Origin of the sequence: Psychrobacter sp. CAM01 (assembly GCF_032842965.1) — a bacterium.
Classification (GTDB): domain Bacteria; phylum Pseudomonadota; class Gammaproteobacteria; order Pseudomonadales; family Moraxellaceae; genus Psychrobacter; species Psychrobacter celer.
On record NZ_JAWJBL010000008.1, the window covers coordinates 669,700 to 683,931 of the forward strand.

11 protein-coding genes are annotated in these 14,232 nt (G+C 48.8%); 5 read left to right on the plus strand and 6 right to left on the minus strand.

The window, feature by feature from the left end:
• The first annotated feature begins 127 nt into the window (after positions 1–127).
• Positions 128–2,218, plus strand: a complete 2,091-nt coding sequence (locus tag R0I52_RS06565; RefSeq protein WP_317053656.1) for a PhnD/SsuA/transferrin family substrate-binding protein — start codon at positions 128–130, stop codon at positions 2,216–2,218.
• A gap of 147 nt (positions 2,219–2,365) precedes the next feature.
• Positions 2,366–3,043: a response regulator transcription factor gene (locus tag R0I52_RS06570; protein ID WP_317053657.1), complete on the plus strand. Its 678-nt coding sequence runs from the start codon at positions 2,366–2,368 to the stop codon at positions 3,041–3,043.
• A 91-nt stretch (positions 3,044–3,134) separates the two neighbouring features.
• Here the strand turns inward: R0I52_RS06570 and R0I52_RS06575 are convergent, their stop codons facing one another.
• The 6 genes from R0I52_RS06575 to R0I52_RS06600 all read right to left on the minus strand — a co-directional run bounded on the left by R0I52_RS06575 (position 3,135) and on the right by R0I52_RS06600 (position 11,499).
• Positions 3,135–3,929: an ABC transporter ATP-binding protein gene (locus R0I52_RS06575; RefSeq protein WP_317053658.1), complete on the minus strand. Its 795-nt coding sequence runs from the start codon at positions 3,927–3,929 to the stop codon at positions 3,135–3,137.
• Positions 3,930–3,995: 66 nt separating this feature from the next.
• Complete coding sequence (locus R0I52_RS06580; RefSeq protein WP_075101629.1) at positions 3,996–4,895, minus strand: ABC transporter permease; 900 nt, start codon at positions 4,893–4,895, stop codon at positions 3,996–3,998.
• A gap of 296 nt (positions 4,896–5,191) precedes the next feature.
• Positions 5,192–6,229 carry an ABC transporter substrate-binding protein gene (locus tag R0I52_RS06585; RefSeq protein ID WP_317053659.1) on the minus strand — a complete coding sequence of 346 codons (1,038 nt, stop codon included), beginning with the start codon at positions 6,227–6,229 and terminating at the stop codon, positions 5,192–5,194.
• Between the two features lie 108 nt (positions 6,230–6,337).
• Positions 6,338–7,381 (minus strand): ABC transporter substrate-binding protein, encoded by a 1,044-nt coding sequence (locus tag R0I52_RS06590; RefSeq protein ID WP_317053660.1) that lies wholly within the window; start codon positions 7,379–7,381, stop codon positions 6,338–6,340.
• Between the two features lie 302 nt (positions 7,382–7,683).
• Positions 7,684–9,753, minus strand: a complete 2,070-nt coding sequence (gene metG, locus R0I52_RS06595; RefSeq protein ID WP_317053661.1) for a methionine--tRNA ligase — start codon at positions 9,751–9,753, stop codon at positions 7,684–7,686.
• A 330-nt stretch (positions 9,754–10,083) separates the two neighbouring features.
• Entirely contained in the window at positions 10,084–11,499 is a 1,416-nt protein-coding gene (locus tag R0I52_RS06600; RefSeq protein WP_317053662.1) for a GntP family permease, read from the minus strand.
• 340 nt (positions 11,500–11,839) lie between these two features.
• Between R0I52_RS06600 and R0I52_RS06605 the strand changes: the two genes are divergently transcribed.
• From R0I52_RS06605 to R0I52_RS06615, 3 genes are all read left to right on the plus strand, one after another.
• Positions 11,840–12,553, plus strand: a complete 714-nt coding sequence (locus tag R0I52_RS06605) for a CoA transferase subunit A (protein WP_317053663.1) — start codon at positions 11,840–11,842, stop codon at positions 12,551–12,553.
• 175 nt (positions 12,554–12,728) lie between these two features.
• Positions 12,729–13,358 (plus strand): CoA transferase subunit B, encoded by a 630-nt coding sequence (locus tag R0I52_RS06610; RefSeq protein ID WP_317053664.1) that lies wholly within the window; start codon positions 12,729–12,731, stop codon positions 13,356–13,358.
• A gap of 50 nt (positions 13,359–13,408) precedes the next feature.
• The gene (locus R0I52_RS06615; protein ID WP_317053665.1) at positions 13,409–14,209 is read left to right on the plus strand and encodes a 3-hydroxybutyrate dehydrogenase; all 801 of its coding nucleotides are present in this window, start codon (positions 13,409–13,411) and stop codon (positions 14,207–14,209) included.
• Positions 14,210–14,232: the final 23 nt, after the last annotated feature.

A 14,232-nucleotide genomic window follows, 5' to 3' on the forward strand; every position in this document is an offset into this window, starting at 1 on the left:
TTAAAGGTCATACTATGATGATTGAGTATAGGGCAGGCGCGCCAAGAGTGATATTGTGGAAAACCACATTATAATTGGGGTTTTGGTTTATAATGTCGACTGATAGGTCCAGTGGGAAGTGAGCGCGATGTACAAAGGCTCTAAAAATAAGGCGACGTGGCATGCGTCTGTTGGTGCCGCTTTGCTGCTTGTGATGACGTTATATAGTGGGGTAGGTGTCACGACAGCATTTGCGCAGACGTATTATTTGGGCGTGCTGGCGCCGCAAGGCGAGAGAGCCGCGCAAGATCGCTGGCAGCCATGGCTAGATGATATCAATCGACAGCTAGCCGAGGACACGGTGATATTAGTGCCGTTGGCATTAGAAAACTGGCAACAGCAAATACAAGCCAAACAGTTTGCATTTGTGCTGGGTCCGCAAGTTCAGTTTATAAAAATGAATACCACCAAATGGCGCTGGCTGGCTACGTTGCAGGCACCGACAGTGTTGTCTGAGCAGGCGCTGTCGGTCGATGATAAGGTGCAAGGCTTTCGGGCCCATACGCTCACCCAACGTGCATCGCAGGCGACGGTTAGCTTGGCTCAGCAGTTTCACCAAATACCTGAGCCGATAGCGCAGCAACAGCCCAGCGCGATGGAAGCGGTCGCCAGTGCCTTATGGGTGGCAGCCGATAGCGATATCTATCGTTTGTCAGATTTACAGCGCCGTACGGTGGCCGCAGTCGATGCCGATGCGTTTGGTGGATATTTGCTGGGCGCGCATTTACTACAGCAAAACGGCATCACGCCCAGTCATTATCACGTACAGTTCACCGGCTATCCGATTGAGCGGAGTTTGCAGGCTTTGGCCCATGGCAGGGTCGATGCTGCCATCGTGCCGCTATGCTTGATGGAGGGGATGACGCGGCAAGGGAAGATACATGCCAAACAATATCGTCTACTGCACCCAGTCGCGACCGCATCAAGCTGCCAGTCTTCTACAGCAATCTATCCCAACTGGACGTTGGCCGCCACTGAGCAAGCACCGGCGGCATTGGTACGGCAAGTCAGTCAGCAGGTATTTGCCCCGCCGTCAGCAGAGCCAATGTCTACGGCAGGACTGCGCTGGCTTCCTCCAGAGTCTAGCATGGAGGCTGAGCGTGTCTTGTATGAGATGCAGCGTCATCCAGCCCAAAAACCGCTCAGCGCTCATTTGCTCGACTGGATACAAGAACATCGGCTGGGAGTCGGCGTGCTGGTGTTTATTATTCTGATATCGACCATCAACTATGGCTGGATGAGCTGGTTGGCTTGGCGTCGCCGCCAAAAGATACTGAGGCAAAACCGTCTCATTCGTGACTATGATGAGCAGCTGCGCCAATCAGAGCGTTTTGCGGTCATTGGTGAGATGAGTGGTGCTATCGCCCATGAAATCAATCAGCCGCTGGCAACTATTCAAAACTACGCACAAGGATTGCTGATACGGCATCAGCATAAAACAGAGACAAATAATAAAGAGGCAAATAATAAAATGACACAAACTGCCTTAGAGCAGATCGTCCATGAGACCAAACGTGTCGCGGCGGTCGTCAATAATATCCGCAGCTGGGCGGGACGATCGCAGCGGAGCGCCACCGATGACGTGAGGGTCGACATCATAGCGACCTATCGGCAGTGTGTTTTATTATTGGGTGATAAAGCGAGTGGTATCGATTTTTGGCTGACAACCGACTATAAAGGCGTGACCCTACCGCATCTGCTCTTAGATCAACTGCTCATCAATACCATGAGCAATGCCGCCCAGCAAGGTGCGACAAGTATCTCGTTACGCTGTCAGATAGATAGCCGCCATGACAAAAAGTGGCTGGCGCTGCATGTCAGTGACGACGCAGGAGGGTTTGATGCGCGGCAATTGGCTCAGTCCCATCAGCAGGACGCTGCATCTGGATATTATGCCGCGCAATCGAGCAAAGCGGATGGTCTGGGGCTGGGTCTGATGATTTGTCAGCGACTGTGTAAGTCCATAGAGGCACAGATAGCGCTAAGTAATATCGAAGTAGCCGCAGAGCTCGATAAATATCCTGTGGCAAACGCTCAGACCTATCGCTTTCGGCGTACCTTACAGGGTAAACTGCAGTCGCTCCCCACGCATCTAGGCCAGCCGCCAGCAAATACGATAGGCGCGCAAGTCTCTTTTTATTTGCCGCTGTCTGTACTTGATAGAAACAACGGGCAGTAATATAGCCAGTTGAACAGAAAACGGTTATAAATTGTGAAGCGTGATGGATATAAGTTTTACGTACGTGCTGCATGCCTTCGATGCTGTGCAACCTACATTTAAAAACACCATCATTTATCATCACTCAATTGGGCCAAAAAGGTTTATATGATTTTCTCCCCTTTGACACACATCTCTGAGCACGGTCAATATACGCCTATGATATCGTCCGACCATGTACCAAAAACCAGCGCTGAGACCCTTGTCGTCCATATCATCGACGATGAAGAAAGCGTGCGCCTCTCTTGTGAGTTTTTACTTGGGAGCTTGGGGGTGCAAGCACAAGGATGGCCGAGTGCGTTAGCGTTTTTGCAGCAGGTAGATATCTATCGTCCCGCTGTCATCATCAGTGATTTGATGATGCCGGAGATGAGCGGGCAGGCGCTACAGGCGTATCTGAATAATCATGATAGCCCTATGGCGCTCATCGCTTTGACAGGTAATGGCGAAATTGCGGATGCGGTAAATATGCTCAAACAGGGCGCGGCCGACTATTTAGAAAAACCCATAGGCAGTCAGCGTCTACAGCAAGCATTGGCACAGGCGCAAGCATTAACCATCAAGCGTGCCAAACTGTACGAGATTCGCAAGCTGTATGCTCAGCTGACGGATAAAGAAAAGCTGGTAGCCGATGAGCTGCTACAAGGTAATATCAATAAAGTCATCGCCGACCACTTAGATATTGCCGTGCGCACAGTCGAGGTGCACCGCTCACAAGTGATGAAAAAGATGCAAGCGCAGCATGTCAGTGAATTGATTCAAAAGCTGGTGCTGCTTGACTCTTAGGGCATGTCCTTACTGGTGACTCATTTTTCGGTCTACTTACCAGCTATCGGGGATCTATTTTAAAATAAGCACTGTGCATAATATCAACGACTTAGCTTAAAATCAGGCTATCATCTTCGACCTTTTCACCACGGGTTTGCTCGAACATATCGAGTAGGTCATGGACGGTCATGCCGCGACGAGTGTCTCCTGCAACATCCAAGACCACTTGGCCTTGATGTAGCATCACCGTGCGCGTGCCGTGCGCCAGCGCCTGCTGCATAGAGTGGGTGACCATCATTGTCGTAAGGCTGTTGTCTGTGACGATCTTATCAGTCAGCTCCAAGACAAACGCCGCTGTCTTCGGGTCAAGCGCGGCCGTATGCTCATCTAGTAATAAGATTTTGGAAGGCTGGAGCGAGGCCATCAGTAGGCTAACTGCCTGACGTTGCCCGCCTGATAGCAATCCCATGCGGTCAGTTAAGCGGTTTTCTAATCCCAGTTTGAGTACGGATAGCTTTTCGCGAAACAAATCACGGTTACTTTGGTTTAAGGCAAAGCTCAACCCACGCTTGCCGCCACGTTTGTACGCCAGTGCCATGTTTTCTTCGATGGTAAGCGCCTCGCAGGTGCCCGCCATCGGGTCTTGAAACACGCGAGCGACCCAGTGCGCGCGCTGATGCGCGGTTTTTTTGGTGACATCAATACCATTGAGTAAGATTGAGCCACTATCGACACGTGTGGTGCCACTGACAGCATTCAAAAACGTGGATTTACCGGCCCCATTGGTACCAATCACCGTCACAAACTCATCATCAGCAATGTTGAGATTGATGCCGCGTAGCGCCGGATTTTCGATAGGCGTGCCAGGGTTAAAGGTTAACCGCAAATCTGTGGCTTGCATCATAGTTGTTATTCCTTATTGTCACTTTAAGACAGTCACTTCAAGCTTGTATTGCTACTTTACCCACTATTAAGCGCGAGCCTTACGAGATAAAAACTTAGTTTTGGCTTTTGGTAGTACCAGCGCCAGTACCACCAGTAGGGCGGTGATTAGGTTTAAATCCTGCGGACCAAAGCCGATGCTACGTAGTGTATCGCTCGATAGCGCCACCTGAATAAACAGCTTATATAGTACCGCCCCGACGATAACAGCAAAGGTAATCAGCCAAATACGCTTGGCAGGAATGATGGTCTCACCGATGATGACGGCTGCTAGACCAATGACAATGGTACCGATACCGATAGAGATATCCGCGCCGCCTTGTGTTTGTACAAACAAAGCACCTGCCAGTGCGATTAGACCATTGGATATGGCCATACCGATGATGGTCATCCATGAGGTGTTGATACCTTGGGCTTGTGCCATCCGTAGATTGGAGCCTGTGGCGCGCATCGACAAGCCAGTTTCAGTATTATAAAACCAATCTAAAAACAGCTTGGCCAGTAAGATCACCACCCCAATAATTAAGCAGCGCATCCAATAGCCATTGCCATCAGTTACCAAGCTGCTAAATACAGTGGTCTCACCAAGGAGCGGTAAGTTTGGCGCACCCATGATGCGCAAGTTGACAGAGTATAGCGCGACCATCACCAAGATACTGGCAAGTAGCTGCAGGATACCCAGCTTGACGTGGAGCCATGCCGTGACGATACCTGCGACTGATCCTGCGAGCATACCAAACGCGCAAGCAAGCCATGGATTGATACCAGCGACGATAGAGATACCAGCGACAGCGCCGCCGAGCGGAAAGCTGCCATCAGCCGTCAGATCAGGAAAGTCGAGCGTACGAAATGAGATCAGGACGCCAAGTGCAACAAGGCCATAAATCAGACCGCTTTCAAGCGCACCAAAAAAAGCAATTAAAGACATAAGAGATCAGTAAGTCATAACCAAGTGTCCGGCGCGAGAGAGTCACATAAATGCGCGGCGATTGCCACACTTATATAAACGCCAAACAGCTAAGCGGTGAATTTAACAGATTAAACAATCTGCGGTTAGGGTAAACCAAAACATATCACGATGAATAACGATCATAAGCTACCTTGGTTTTAATCGCATAGCCCCATCGGACAAAACCAACGACAGACAGCCATGAATAGCGCTGTCTGTTTGGTTGTCTTTCTGATAGATAAACGCTGCTATGTGACGTCAAAGATAAAAGGGCGTTATTCTATCACTTCTTTGGCGTTATCGATAACCGCTTGTGACAAAGTAATGCCTTCTTCAGTCGCATGTTTTGGACTGACATACAAATCTAGCGCTTGCGGCGTATAGACAGGGATAGCGCCGGCTTTTTCACCATTTAAGATACGCACAACGATTTTGCCAGTTTCGCGGCCAAGATCGTAGTAGTTGACGCCCAACGCCGCCACCGCACCGCGCTCGACTGAGCTGGTGTCTGAGGCAATCAGCGGAATCTTACTTTCTTTGGCGATTTGGTATAGCGACTCATAAGCCGACACCACGTTGTTATCGGTTGAGGTGTAGATCATATCCACCTTACCCTCAAGACTGCGGGCGGCCATAGCGATATCGTTACTACGCTGTGCTGGCGCTTCATGCACATTGATACCAAGTGGCGTCAGCTTTTCTTTTAGGTTTTTTAGGATGATGGTTGAGTTGACTTCACCTGGGCTATAGACATAACCGACGTTTTTTAGGTCTGGGATGATCTGACGCATCAGCTCGATTTGCGGCTCATAGGGTAGCGCATCTGATGCGCCAGTGACGTTAGTGCCTGAGCCATCAAGTTTTGGTACTAGCTTGGCGGCGACAGGGTCGGTCACAGCCGAAAACACCATCGGAATGGTGCTGGTCGCTGCCGCAACAGACTGAGCGGATGGGGTGGCGATCGCAACGATAGCGTCTGGCTCATCCGCGACGAACTGCTTGGCGATCTGTCCGGCTGTTGCCGTATTGCCTTGTGCGCTTTGAAAGTTAACCGTTAGGTTTTCACCGTCTTTAAAACCTGCCTCATCGAGCTCGTCGATCACGCCTTTACGCACGTCATCTAAGGCAGGATGCTCGACAATAGCGGTAATGGCGACCGTTTTCATTTGGGTAGCGGTACTGTCTGTCGCACCGTCAGCATTGGCCGTATCTTGGGCTGTCTGATTACAGCCAGTTAAGATCGCAGTACAAACGCCCCCTAATAACAGTGCCTTACTGAAGTTGAAATGACCAAAACGGTTTTGATAAAACATAGCTCTCACTCCTGAAAATAATAATGTGTCCGTACATTATTTAATAAATGGGTAAAGGATAACGTCAGTTGACTGTGTCATAAAATCACTGCATCACACGCCCTATGACTACTGTGCAGTGGTTTGTGCTTTTTTGTCGATATTGATGGCGTTTTTTAGCACATCCTCACTCAAGCTTACGCCTTGCTCCGCCGCATGCTTTGGACTGGCGTACAAGGTTAAGGTGTTCATGACCTCAGGCTTGATGGCGCTCACGGCCTCACCATTTAGCACGCGATAGACCATCTTGCCTGTGGTACGACCAAAGTCATAATCATTGACTCCAAGTGCAGCGGTCGCGCCGCGTCGTACGCTAAACTCGTCCGAGGCAATCACCGGAATATCCAGCTCGTTGGCTGCGCCTGCCATGGCCTCAAAGGCTGATACCACGTTGTTATCAAGCGAGGTATAAATGACATCGGCACGACCTGAGAGGCTGCGCGTTGCCATGGCGACATCGGTTGGGCGATTGGCCGTGACATCTAAGATGGTAAGGCCATAATTTGGCGCGGCTTTTTTGAGCTGATCGAGCACCACCACAGAGTTGACTTCACCTGGGCTATAGACATAGCCGATGGTTTTGGCATCGGGGACGATTTTTTTGATATTGTCCAGTTGCGGCTCGATAGGCAGCTCACTTGATAGGCCAGTGACATTTGACTGGATAGGCACATCATTGGCATCGATGAGTTTCGCTGCCACAGGGTCTGAGATGGCGGTATAAATCACAGGGACGGTTTTGGTAGAGGCCACCACTGACTGTGCCGAGGGCGTCGATATAGCGACGATGGCATCAGGGTTGTCGCCGGCAAACTGTTTGGCGATTTGCCCTGCGGTGGCAGTATTACCCTGCGCACTTTGGAAGTTCACTGTGAGGTTTTGACCTTCGATGTAGCCATTATCAGCCAGCTCATCAATAATACCGCGGCGCATCTCATCTAGCGATGGATGTTCGACGATCTGAGTGATGGCCAAGGTCTTGGCAGGTTTGTCGGCATCAATACCAGCGCTATCGGCGGCGGTGTCGGTGGCGTCTGAGCAGCCCAGTAGTCCAAGGGCAGCGCTCATGGCGGCACCATATAGGCTAAAGCGTAAAGTAGTAGCAAAGGTCATGTTATTCTGGCTCGTCGGTTAAAGAAGTGCAGGTTACCCGAGTCAATATTATGTACATGCTGAGATAACGGGCGAACATAAAAATAATCAATCCATGATTATTACGTCCATATTATGACAGTAATGTAAGTTATCGCAATAAAAAATTAAGGCGAGTTCGTCATCAGTCGTCTCGCCAGATATATTGACGATGGCGTTTCTCAGCTTTTATTGGCAAAAACGCAAAAAAGACGTCACTTGGACGTCTTTTTTGAAACAAAAAAATCATAAATGTACAAAGAGCATCACGCTCAAAACCGACTTTACGCTAATGTATCGCCAATCACGCAGTCATCTGGCAAGGTGACGACCGTAAGCCCTGTCTTTGGATGACCGGTTGAGAGTACCATGCCTTCTGAGACACCAAACTTCATCTTGCGCGGCGCCAGATTGGTGACGCAGATCACTTTTTTATTAACCAATTGCTCAGGCTCATAAAACTTACGAATACCGCTAAACACGTTGCGTGGTTTGTCTTCGCCGACATCTAGGGTAAATTGCAATAGTTTGTCTGCACCTTCGACATGGTTGCACGCGACCACGTGCGCCACTTTCATCTCAACCTTGGCAAAATCCTCGATACCGATATAGTCGTCTGACTCGCTTGCGTTGTCTGCGGCAGAAGCCGGCTGCTCAGCCGCTGGCGTCTCACTCTGGGTTAGCGATGCTTTGGAGTCTTCGATCATGGCGGTGACGTCTTTTTCTTCGATACGCTGCATGAGTGGCTTGAATTTATTGATTTTATGACCCAGTAGCCACTCATTGCGGCTGGCAAAGCTTAAATCTTCAATATTCAAAAACGTTTTAGCATTGGCGGTCAGCTCAGGCAATACGGGCGCAAGATAAACCATGAGCTGACGGAAAATATTAATCGCCACCGAGCAGACGTCTTGCACCTCTTGCTCAGTGCCTTCTTGCTTGGCAAGTGACCATGGTTTTTTGCCATCGATATACTCGTTGGCCTTGTCCGCGCACTGCATGATAAGGCGCATGGCACGGGAGAACTCGCGGTTTTCATAAGCAGCCGCAATCTCATCGCCCGTTTTGGTGATGTCTTCTAACAACTCAGGCTCAGCGCAGACTTCTGAGAGCATTCCGTCGTATTTTTTGACGATAAAACCGGCGCTGCGACTGGCGATATTGACCACTTTACCCACCAAATCAGAGTTGACCTTTTGCATAAAGTCTTCTAAATCAAGGTTAATGTCCTCGACCTTATCCGATAGCTTGCTGGCGAAGTAATAACGCAGATACTCAGGGTGCAAGTGCTCGGCATAAGTCTCAGCTTTGATAAAAGTGCCGCGCGACTTACTCATTTTTTCGCCATTGACCATTAAGAAACCATGGGCAAAAACGCCCGTTGGCGTGCGGAATTCACTACCGGCTAGCATGGCAGGCCAAAATAGCGCATGGAAATACACGATGTCTTTACCGATGAAGTGATACACCTCGGTTTTGTGCTCATTTTCCTGTGCCCAATACCGATCAAAGTCCAATTCGTTTTCGGTTCCCGCTCGCTTATCACAGAGGTTTTTAAAGCTGGCCATGTAGCCCACTGGCGCATCTAGCCATACATAAAAGTATTTGTCTGGCTCATCGCTTGGCGTATCGGGTATCTGAAAACCAAAATACGGCGCATCGCGAGAGATATCCCAACTGGTGAGACCCGCTTCAAACCATTCTTGCAGTTTATTGGCGACCGAGACTTGCAAGCGCTCATCACTGCGGGTCCAGTCTTTTAAAAACTGCTCAAATTCTGGCAAATCAAAGAAATAATGCTTTGAGGTTTTGAGTACCGGCGTGGCATCCGACAACGTCGAATAGGGGTTTTTTAGCTCGGTGGCATCATAGGTGGTGCCGCAGACTTCACAGTTATCACCATATTGGTCTGGGCTAGCGCATTCTGGGCACTCTCCCTTGACAAATCGATCGGCCAAAAACAATTGTTTTTCGGGGTCAAACAATTGCTCGACATCCTTTGTGCTAATGTGGCCGGCGTTATTAAGACGACGATAAATCAGCTCTGAGAAATGCTTGTTTTCATCCGAGTGGGTGCTGTGGTAGTTGTCAAATTCAATCAAAAACTTCGCAAAATCTGCTTCGTGTGAGGCTTTGACTGAGGCGATTTGCTCTTCTGGCGTGACGCCATTGGCTTCTGCTTTGAGCATGATGGCTGTACCGTGCGCGTCATCGGCACAGACATAAGTGACCTGATGGCCTTGCGCCTTCATGGCACGTACCCAGATGTCTGTCTGAATGTATTCTACAAGGTGCCCCAAATGGATGTAGCCATTGGCGTAGGGCAGCGCACTGGTTACTAAAATCTCACGCACTTTTATCACCTATATTTTTGTATAAATGGGTTGGTTATCAAACGTCACACGATGTTTATAAAGATATGATGATGACGTTATCAAGGCTAAAAACTTCTAAAATAAGCAAAAGTCTAAAAAGTGTGCCTATGATACCGTAATTCGGCCAAATTTGTGATATTCCTTAGTAATTAACGCTAAGTGATGACCGATTTTTTATAAAAAAACAGCATCGCTTTGACATAAAAAACCCACCGAGCGCAGGCTAAGTGGGTGGTATTCGTGGTTATCTTCAATCGAAAATAAAACGGTTGTAGAATGAGGTGCGCTAAGGCTAGGCAAGCGGTACGATCAAAAAGAGCCAAACATCGTCCCTAAGATAATGATAGCGACCACTGCGACCAGCGGAATCACGATGGTGACCATGGCTAGGTTGAGATACGACTGCTTGTGAGTCAAGCCACAAATAGCCAGCAAGGTGATGACCGCGCCACTGTGCGGCAAGGTATCCAGGCCGCCTGCCGCCATGACCGCTACACGGTGCATCAGCTCAGGGTCGATACCAGCATTGACTGCCATTCTAAGATAGTCCTCACCCAAGGTTGACAGAGCGATGCTCAAGCCACCAGACGAGGAGCCAGTGATACCTGCCAAGGTCGTCATTGCCACCGCTTCTGAAATCAAAGGATTGTCAGGATTTAGGTTTAAGATGCTATCACGAATGATAAGAAAGCCTGCGAGTGAGGCAATCACCGCGCCGTAACCGACCTCTGAGGCGGTATTAAAAATCGGCAACATCGAGTCGTAAGTACCACGGTTGATGGTTTTTTTTAGATTATTCCAATGACCAATACGCAGCACAATTAAAACCGTACAAGCAACGACCAACGAGATGATAATTGACCAAAGGCCAAGCGAGCCTGCGATATTGAGATCAGGAAACTGCGCTTGTAAGCCGCTAAAGTCCATTGACGGAAAAATGAAATAGGTCAGAACAGCGTTGAGAGCGATGACCAACACCAGCGGAATCATCGCAACGGTAAATGAGGTAGGATGCGTACTGAGAGTTTCGGTTTCTTTTTTAACCGCACCAACACCGCCCACATCTGTTTCGTCATGCTGACCATAGCCTTCACCTGCGGCATTGGCTTTTTTGGCGCGTGTCTGTAGCCATAGCCAGCCGCAGACAAACATAATGGTACCGCCGATGATACCCAGTATCGGCGCGGCAAAAACGTTGGTATTGTAGTATGGGATTGGGATGGCGTTTTGAATGGCTGGCGTGCCTGGTAATGCTGTCATGGTAAAGGTAAAGGAGCCAAGCGCAATCGCCGCTGGAATCAAGCGCTTGGGTACATCCGCCGCCTTAAATAAATCCTTGGCGATTGGATAAATGGCAAAGGCCACAACAAATAACGACACACCGCCGTAGGTCAAGATAGCGCAGACTAAGATGACGGCGAGAATGGCTTTGCTAGCACCGAGCTTTTCGACCACGGTATTGGCAATCGCTGTCGCCGCGCCTGAGTCTGCCATCAAGCGCCCAAATAGCGCACCTAACAAAAATATGGGGAAAAACTTAAGCAAAAACCCACTTAACGCGCCCATAAACACATCGGTATAAGCCGGAATACTGCTAAGAAAGTCGCCCGACAGTAATACGGCCAGCGTCGCCATAATCGGTGCTAATATCAGCACTGAATAACCGCGATAAGCAAAGAACATCAATAATAATAACGTAATGACAATAGCAAATGTGCTAAACATAATCGCCCTCCTTGGCAAAGTTCAATCAGCGAGTATGCAGGGCATGTTTGTGTAGGTCAATAAAATTAATCAAAATATGGAATTTTTGATTTTTTATCAAACATTAATCTAGAGTAATATGATGTTGAATTGCCTCATACTTCGCTGTCTCATTCGTTCTTAGCGTTATTGTCTTCTCGCTACGAGAATTATATGTTAAGTTAGCATAAGTATTTAGTATATGATATATCGATAGAAAATGTATTGATTTAAATTTAAAACAGCCAATACGCTATTGATTGGCACAGTAAATAGATAATGGACGTTAATAACAAAAAAACAGACTTGCAAGGAGATAAATATGAGTCGCTCAAAAGTATACAGTAGTGCCGAAGAGGCGCTAAAAGGCATCGTCAGCGATGGGCAGACGCTTGCCATTGGCGGGTTTGGTCTGTGCGGGATTCCTGAAGCATTAATCGAGGCGCTACGTGATAGCGGTGTCAAAGATTTGACTTGTATCAGTAATAACGCCGGTGTCGATGACTTTGGCTTAGGATTACTACTACAAACCCGTCAAATCAAAAAGATGATTTCATCTTACGTCGGCGAAAACAAAGAGTTTGAGCGTCAGTATTTGGCCGGCGAGCTTGAAGTAGAGCTAACGCCGCAAGGCACCTTGGCCGAAAAACTGCGCTCAGGCGGTGCAGGTATCCCTGCGTTTTATACCGCCACAGGCGTTGGTACATTGGTCGCTGAAGGCAAAGAAACCCGTGAGTTTGACGGCCGTACTTATGTGCTAGAGCATTCACTGCGCGCCGATGTGGCATTGATTAAAGCGCAAAAGGCCGATAAGGCAGGCAATTTAATCTTTAATAAGACCGCCCGTAACTTCAACCCAGATTGCGCGATGGCAGGCAAAGTGACCATCGTCGAGGTCGAAGAAATCGTCGAGACAGGCAGCCTTGACCCAGATGAAGTACACCTACCCGGTATTTTTGTGCAGCGCATTGTATTAAATACGACTCCTGAAAAACGCATCGAAAAAACCACCACCAAAGCCGCTGAGAGTGCTTAGTTAATGGTTTTATCCAAACCTTTCAAAGATGACATTAATAATAGAATATTGTAATACCACTTCTAAAAATTGAGCAGTAAGCAAGATAACCCTAAGTGCTACATTTTGTAGACTAGGCGAGTTGGATGCCGCAAATCATATTTTTTCGAGTGGTTATAAAAATAAGGAAATCACCATGGCATGGACAAGAGAACAGATGGCACAGCGTGCCGCACAAGAGTTGCAAGACGGCTATTATGTAAATTTGGGCATCGGATTACCGACCCTCGTGGCCAACTACATTCCTGAAGGGGTAGATGTCTGGCTGCAGTCTGAAAATGGCTTATTAGGTATTGGCGAGTTTCCAACGGCGGAGAATGTCGATGCCGACTTGATTAACGCCGGCAAGCAAACCGTCACTGCAGAGCCGGGTGCCAGTTACTTTAGTAGCTCAGAGTCATTTGCGATGATTCGCGGTGGGCATGTCAATCTGGCGATACTCGGCGCGATGGAAGTCTCAGAAAAAGGCGATTTGGCCAACTGGATGATCCCCAAAAAAATGGTCAAAGGCATGGGCGGGGCGATGGATTTGGTCGCAGGCGTACAGCGCGTGATTGTACTGATGGAGCAAGTCAACAAACACGGCGACCCAAAAATCCTTGCAGAATGCGCGCTCCCCTTGACGGGCAAAGGCGTGGTCGATCGTATCATCACCGAGCTTGCGGTATTAGACGTCACCGACGATGGCCTAAAGCTGGTGGAATTGGCAGAGGGTGTCAGCTTTGAGGAGCTACAAGAAAAAACGCCAGTGAACATTGTGCAATAACGACGGCCCACACAGACTGAACACAGCCAACTGATAAAGGATGATCGCGTATGGCGACCCAGTTACAACAAGATTTGACAGGTAAAGTGGCACTGGTCACAGGCGCTGCAAGTGGTATCGGACGCGATATCGCCGAAACCTATGCCAAGGCAGGCGCCGCGGTTGGTATTGCCGATATCAATCTGGCCGCCGCCCAGCAAACGGCCGATGCCATCGAGTCAGCTGGTGGTCGGGCACTTGCTATTGAAATGAATGTCACATCAGAAGCTGCAGTAAACGCTGGCGTGCAGCAGCTGGTCGATACGTTTGGCAGTATCGATATTCTCGTCTCCAATGCCGGTATTCAGATCATTGACCCTATCGATAAGATGGCGTTTGCAGACTGGAAAAAAATGCTCGCCATTCATTTGGACGGGGCGTTTTTGACCACCAAAGCGGCCACGCAGCATATGTATAAAGATGACAAAGGCGGTACGATCATCTATATGGGCTCAGTGCATTCGCACGAAGCATCGCTATATAAAGCGCCGTATGTCACTGCCAAACATGGACTCCTAGGGCTGTGCCGTGTGCTGGCAAAAGAAGGCGCGCCTCATCATGTCCGCGCGCATGTGATCTGCCCTGGGTTTGTCAAAACCCCACTGGTCGAAAAACAAGTCCCTGAACAAGCCGCCGAAAAAGGCATCAGTGAAGAGTCAGTGGTGAATGACATTATGTTGGTCAATACCGTCGATAAAGCGTTTACCACGGTCGATGATATTGCCCAGCTGGCCTTGTTTTTAGCAGCATTCCCAAGCAATGTCTTTACTGGGCAATCCATCGTCGCCAGCCATGGTTGGTTTATGAATTAATAAAATCCAAACTGAGCCAGTCG

Bases quoted from the DNA above. Each gene is read 5' to 3' on its own strand.
- R0I52_RS06590 (WP_317053660.1), bottom strand. From the start codon at position 7,381: ATGACCTTTGCTACTACTTTACGCTTTAGCCTATATGGTGCCGCCATG.
- R0I52_RS06610 (WP_317053664.1), top strand. From the start codon at position 12,729: ATGGCATGGACAAGAGAACAGATGGCACAGCGTGCCGCACAAGAGTTG.
- R0I52_RS06585 (WP_317053659.1), bottom strand. From the start codon at position 6,229: ATGTTTTATCAAAACCGTTTTGGTCATTTCAACTTCAGTAAGGCACTG.
- R0I52_RS06565 (WP_317053656.1), top strand. From the start codon at position 128: ATGTACAAAGGCTCTAAAAATAAGGCGACGTGGCATGCGTCTGTTGGT.
- R0I52_RS06575 (WP_317053658.1), bottom strand. From the start codon at position 3,929: ATGATGCAAGCCACAGATTTGCGGTTAACCTTTAACCCTGGCACGCCT.
- R0I52_RS06605 (WP_317053663.1), top strand. From the start codon at position 11,840: ATGAGTCGCTCAAAAGTATACAGTAGTGCCGAAGAGGCGCTAAAAGGC.
- R0I52_RS06570 (WP_317053657.1), top strand. From the start codon at position 2,366: ATGATTTTCTCCCCTTTGACACACATCTCTGAGCACGGTCAATATACG.
- R0I52_RS06580 (WP_075101629.1), bottom strand. From the start codon at position 4,895: ATGTCTTTAATTGCTTTTTTTGGTGCGCTTGAAAGCGGTCTGATTTAT.
- R0I52_RS06600 (WP_317053662.1), bottom strand. From the start codon at position 11,499: ATGTTTAGCACATTTGCTATTGTCATTACGTTATTATTATTGATGTTC.
- R0I52_RS06615 (WP_317053665.1), top strand. From the start codon at position 13,409: ATGGCGACCCAGTTACAACAAGATTTGACAGGTAAAGTGGCACTGGTC.